The 5,998-nt window shown below is 64.1% G+C and carries 1 protein-coding gene; it reads right to left on the reverse strand.

Annotation, left to right across the window (positions count from 1 at the left end; genetic code table 11):
• Positions 1–5,998 (reverse strand): calcium-binding protein (locus OA56_RS08020; RefSeq protein ID WP_461584535.1); only part of this gene is annotated, 5,998 nt, incomplete at both ends.

Consider the following 5,998-nt stretch of genomic DNA (forward strand, 5'->3'; position numbering starts at 1 on the left):
CAATGCAATCGTCCGGGACCTGACAGCTAGTCGCACCACCACCTGGATCTCGTCGAATGCGTCTGGATCGCTGAACAGGTCGGCGGGCAGGGTCAGACTGAAATCCTGATCCTCTGTCGCTACAGAGTCTTCCAGTTTCCCGGTTGCCACGGGAGCACGGTTCATCTGTTCCGTCAGTGACACCACGGTGCCGTCTTCAAACGCGAGTGCCAAGATGACCGGGTTGCCTTCCGAACCATGGTAGTTATCGATCCGAACCGCATCGTCATCGCTGTAATGCAAGACAAGCGTGGTGCCATCCCATTCATGGCGGATGTCTTCGGGCCGGATGTCAGTCCCGAAGCGGATGTAGTTGAAATCTGTCGCACCACTGTCGATGATCGTGTCGATACCATCGCCTTTGTTGAGGATGTAGGCGTCATCACCTTCAGCTCCATGTAGCAGGTCGTTGCCCGTTCCACCGTGTAACTCGTCACTTCCAGTACCTGCTTCCATCATGTCATCGCCGTCGTAGCCGTAGAGCCGGTCGCCGACGTTGGTGCCAGTAAGTGCATTGCCGCCGTTGTCACCCTCGACCACGAAGGTCCAGGACACGAGGGTGGCGTAATCCACCGCCGTGCCGTCGGCGAACTCGAAGCGCTCGACGGCGTGATGGCCCAGCACGTCTTGCGGATCGAAGCCGGTCAGGCGTACCACGTCGCCCGCATCGCCGTAGGGGATGAGCAGCACATGACCACCGTTGCCGTCCGCCTCGAAGCGCAAATTGTTGCGCAAGACGTTCGGATCGATGCCCGGGCCGAAGCGCAGCACGTTGCCAGCCTCTTCCTCGGCCACGTCATCGATGGTGACGACGCCGTCGCCCAAGTTCACGACGTAGGTGTCGTTGCCGCCTTCGCCCATGAGCCAGTCGCTGCCTGGCGTGGCTTCGATCAGGTCCTTACCGTCGCCGCCCCGGATGCGATCCGTGAGGGTGGTTCCCTTGAGGGCGTCCCCCTCCTCCGTACCGACGATGTCGAAACCGCGCGCGAGCAATTCCTCGTAGCCGATTTCGTCGCCGTCGATACCGAAGCGGAAACGCTCCACGGCGCGTGGCCCCAACGGGTTCTGCGGATCGAAGCCCGAGAGACGCACGCGGTTGCCGGTGTTGTCGAGGTCGAGGATCAGGAAGCCTTCAGCGTCATAAGACAGGCGCACATCATGGAGCGTCGTGCCTTCTGGCAATACCAACGTGTTGGGTGTATCGCCGTTTTCGGTGTCGATGATGGTGTCACTGCCGCCATCGGCGTCGATGAGGTAGAGGTCCCCGCCCGCGCCGCCGCTCATGGTGTCGTCCGCCTCGCGGCCCTCGATCCAGTCGGCCAAGGCCGTGCCGGTCAGCACGTCGTTGTCGGGCGTGCCGATGATGCGTACGCCGCGCGCCAACAAATCTTCGAACGATAACGTCACGCCATACCAAGACAGGTTGATTTCCGAAACCGGGGCCTGCATGCCTTCTGCACGCGGGTCGAAGCCTGCAAAGCGGACTACATCGCCCTCATCATTCAAACGCAGCAGCAGGTCGCGCCCATCAAATTCCAGTTGAAGATCGTCGGCGTTGAATTCGCCTTGGAGTTCGATTCGGTTGAGATCCTGCTCACGCCAGGTTTCGGCAATGAGTGTCTCGACCGGGCGGCTGCCCCCTTCCTTGTAGATGCGGTAGGTATCAGAACCCGCGCCGCCGACCAGGTGATCCGCGCCACCACGGCCGTCCAGCACGTCATCGCCGTCGCCGCCGATCAGGGTGTCGGCAAACGGGGTGCCGTCGAGCCAACCGCCCTCGTCGCCTGCCATCTCGGTCTTGCCCGTGGGTTCGATGGTCTCGGCCACGATCTCAGTGCCATCGGCGAAGCGGATGATGTCCACCGAGCGGGTCTGCGTGGCCCGATTCGGCTCATAGCCGCGCAGGATCACCCGGTCGCCAGGCTGGTTGGCGAACTCGATCACCAGATCGCCGTTACGCTCTGAATAGCGCAGGTCTTCGGGCCGGATGCCGGGGCCGAAGGTGAGGATGTTGGGCGCATCGTCGACGATAGTGCCGCCGTAACCACCCTCGCCACCGTCCCAGCCGCCGCCGTAACCACCTTCACCACCATCCCAATCGCCGCCATAACCACCACCGTACCCGCCTTCACCGCCGCCATAGCCCCAGTTGAGCACGCGATGGTCGTCGTCGATGATCACCTCACCGTGGCCGGGCTGGTACACGTAGGTGTCGCCACCCCATTCGCCGAAGAGTTGGTCATTGCCGGTGCCGCCGGTGAGTTGGTCTGCGCCCCAGCCGCCGTAGATCACATCGTTTCCGGCATTGCCCTCCAGCATGTCATCGCCATCGCCGCCGTGGATCAGGTCGTTACCGTCACCGCCAAGAATGGTGTCGTTGCCAGCCAGACCCAGAGCAATGTCGTTGCCCGCACCGGCGGAAAGCAGATCGCCATTGGGCGTACCGTAAAGCACGTCATCGCCATCGGTCGGGGTGTTGTTGGCCAGGTTGGCAGAAGCGAACAGATTGCCAGACTGCGCATAGGCCACTGCTTCCAGACCACCCGCCGAAGCCACCGTACCGGTCAGCTCGAAGCCCGTTCCGTCAAAGGCCAGCGGCGCATCGGTCGTTGCCGACAGCAAGGCACCCGCATGGGCCTGCAGCCAGCCCGCCAGGTCGAAGACGCGCGTCTTGCCCTCCGCGTCGATGAACTGAATGCGCTCCAGATCGCCCTGCAGATCGTCGAGGCGGGTGTTGTCGAGCGTGATCGAGCCACCCGGGCCGCCGTCGATGAGCAACACCACCCGTCCGTCACGATTCAGTGCCGCCGAGAGCATGGCCGGCGTGACCGTGGCGCCGAAAGACAGGGTGTCCGTGCCCTCGCCAGTGCGCAGCGTGTCGTTGCCGTCGCCGTGGTTGAACACGATCACGTCGTCGCCCGCGCCGGTGTCGAGGTTGTCGTTGCCAGCCTCGCCAGCGACCAGATCCTCACCGGCGCCAGCGTAAACATTGTCGTCGCCGCTGCCCGCGGAAACCCGGTCATTGCCCGCTTCCAGATGGACGTTGTCGTTGTTGCCGCGCGCCTGGACGGTGACGGACTGGCCGGTGTAGTCGTAAATCTCATCGTCGGCCTGGCTGCCGACGATGTTGCTTGAGTCGCCCCGGTAGCGCCACTGATAACCCATCTTGCCGCCATCGGCGCGGGCGATCACATCGGCCAGCGTCCACTCAGTGCCGTCGTCGAAGCGAAAGCGTTGGATCGCGCCGCGCCCCAGGTCATCCCAGTTTTGGGTGCGCACGACCAGCGCGTCGTTGCCACCGATGCCGATGACGAGGTTGGTGTAGCCGACATCGCCCGCTTGGCCGCTCCAACTCGCATCCCCCAACTGCACCGACACGTCCTCGGGTCGGATGCCCGGCGCAAACACCACCGTGTCGTTGGCCACGGCCAGGCTGGCACCCATGGCGTTGTCCAGGCCTATGCCCGTGGCCACGCGGTAGCTGTTGTTGCCTTCGCCGCCATAGAGCCAATCCCGGTCTGCACCGCCATCCAGCGTGTCATCCCCGGCTTCGCCATAGAGCTTGTCTTGTCCCGCGCCGCCTTCGAGCACGTCGTTGCCTTCGCGGCCATAGAGGGTGCTGTCTTTCTCGGTGCCGGTCAGCGCATCCTCGCCCGGCGAACCGTAGAGGATTTCCGCGCCTTCGCTGACGTTGAGCTTGGCCAGCACGTCGCTCACGTTGAGCCGCGCGCCGTTGTCGAAGTCGAAACGGTCGATGCGCTGCCAGCTGTTGAGCCAGTCCTCGATGCGTACCGCGTCACCCGACGCGGTGACGGTGGCGATCAGGTCGTTCCCGTCGCGGGTGAAGCTCACGTCGTTCTGCCCGATGCCGGGCTTGAACAGCACGCGGCCAGTATTGTCGGCAATGGTGTCCTGGCCATCACCCGTACCGAAACGGTAGGTGTCGTAACCACCCACATCCTGGAACTGGTCGTTGCCGGTACCGCCGTCGAGCATGTCGTCCTGGTAACTGCCGACGATGGCGTCCTCCCCGGCAGTGGCGGCAAGAGCCCGCGACGCCAGGTCGGTGCGATCCCACACCGTGCCGTCGGCAAAGCGCAGTTGCTCGACACCTCGCTCGGTAGTCCAGGTATCCGCCTGGCCGCGCACGGTGAGTTTGCTGCCGTCCGGCAGGGTGACGGCCATGTCACCTTGCAGCGTCCAGCGCACGGTGACGTCAAGAGGCGTGACGCCTGCGGTCAACTCCACCGTGTCTGTGCCAGCAGTGTGGCCCTCGTTGATCACGTCCTGGCCGTCACCCAGGCCGAAGCGGTAGGTGTCGGAGCCAGTACCCCCTTCGAGTGCATCGTCGCCAGCGCCACCAACCAGCGTATCGTTGCCGGAGAAACCGGTCAGCTTGTCGTTACCGGCACCGCCTTCGATCCGATCGTCCCGCTCATTGAAACCGCGCAACTCGTCATTGCTGCCTTCGCCCAGCAGGCTGCGGGACTTGATCGTCTCCGCATCCCACAGCGTGCCGTCGGCAAAGGCGATTTCCTCCAGCGCATAGCGGTTGCTCTCGTTGAAATGGTTCTTGACGGTGAGCGTCTCGCCGGTGTCGCGAAGGGTGATTTTGAGGTCGTCGTTGACCTGCCAGCCGCTCACGGTGCGCACCCGCTCCAGCCGTACATCGGAGGGCAGCACACCCGTCTTGAACTCGATGCGGTCGGTTTCGCCTTGCTGCCAGGAATCCTCGAGGATGGTGTCGTGACCGTCGCCCCGGCCGAAGCGGTAGGTGTCACCCTCGCCGTTCCCGTCGTACACCTGGTTGCCCCAGCCAATGGCACCCCCGCCGCGCAGCACATCGTTGCCCGCACCACCGTCTAGGATGTCCCGGCCCGCACCGCCGAGCAGCACGTCCTCGCCGCCCTGGCCGGTCAGCACATCCGCCGCCCGCGAGCCAATGATGGTTTCCGCATCAATGCTACCGGCAAAGAGCATGGCTTGCACGTTGGCATAGGACAGCACCGTGCCGTCGGCAAAGGCGATGCGCTCGATCAGATTCGGGCCGTTCGTGCCATTCCAGTCCTCGTCGAAATACTGCTTGAGCGTCACCTGATCGCTGCTGCCTCCGCCGTTGTTACGAATGCTCAGCACCAGATCGTTGCCACTGCGGAGGAGTTTTACGTCCGATGGCAGAACGCCTTCCTTGAAGCGCAAGGTGTCGCTGTTGCCGGCGGTGGTGTCGCCGTCGATCACCGTGTCCTGCCCGTCGCCGCGTCCGAAGAGGTAGGTGTCGTTGCCGTTGGCGGAAACGGAGGGCGCAAGGCTTCGCTCCTGCCGCCACTGGCCGTTGTCGTCAATCCAGTTCCAGCCCGTGCTGCCGATCAGGAGGTCATTGCCCGCACCGCCGTCGAGCACGTCATTGCCGCCGTTACCGATCAGCGTGTCGTTGCCCGCCTGGCCGGTGATCGCGTCCCCGGCGGACGAGCCGTGGATGGTGTCGTCGTTCCCGGTGGGCGCAGCCACCGTGGCGCGCAGCGCATCGTCGTGGCTCCACACCGTGCCGTCGTCGAACACATACTGGCCGACGCTGTTGCTGGCCCACCAGTAGCCGCCGCGCGGCACGGACAGCGTCTCGCCGGTGTCCCTGATGGTGAAGACGAGGTTGTCGGCGTAGTCGGCCGTGACCCGGATGTCCGCTGGATTGAGCCCCAGCAGGCGCACGGTGTCGCGTTGCACACCGTTCTCGGCGTAGTCACTGAGGGTGTCATTGCCGTATCCCCGCCCGAAGACGTAGGTGTCGGCCCCGGATTCGCCCGCCAGCACATCGTTGCCGGCGCCTCCATCGAGTACGTCGTTGCCACTGCCGCCGATGAGGGTGTCGTTGCCACCACGGCCCAGCAAGCGGTCATTGCCACCCCGAGCGTCGAGCAGGTCGTTGAATTCGGTGCCGCGCAGCACGTCATCGCCTTCCGTC

The organism is Tepidiphilus sp. HLB4 (assembly GCF_054823945.1).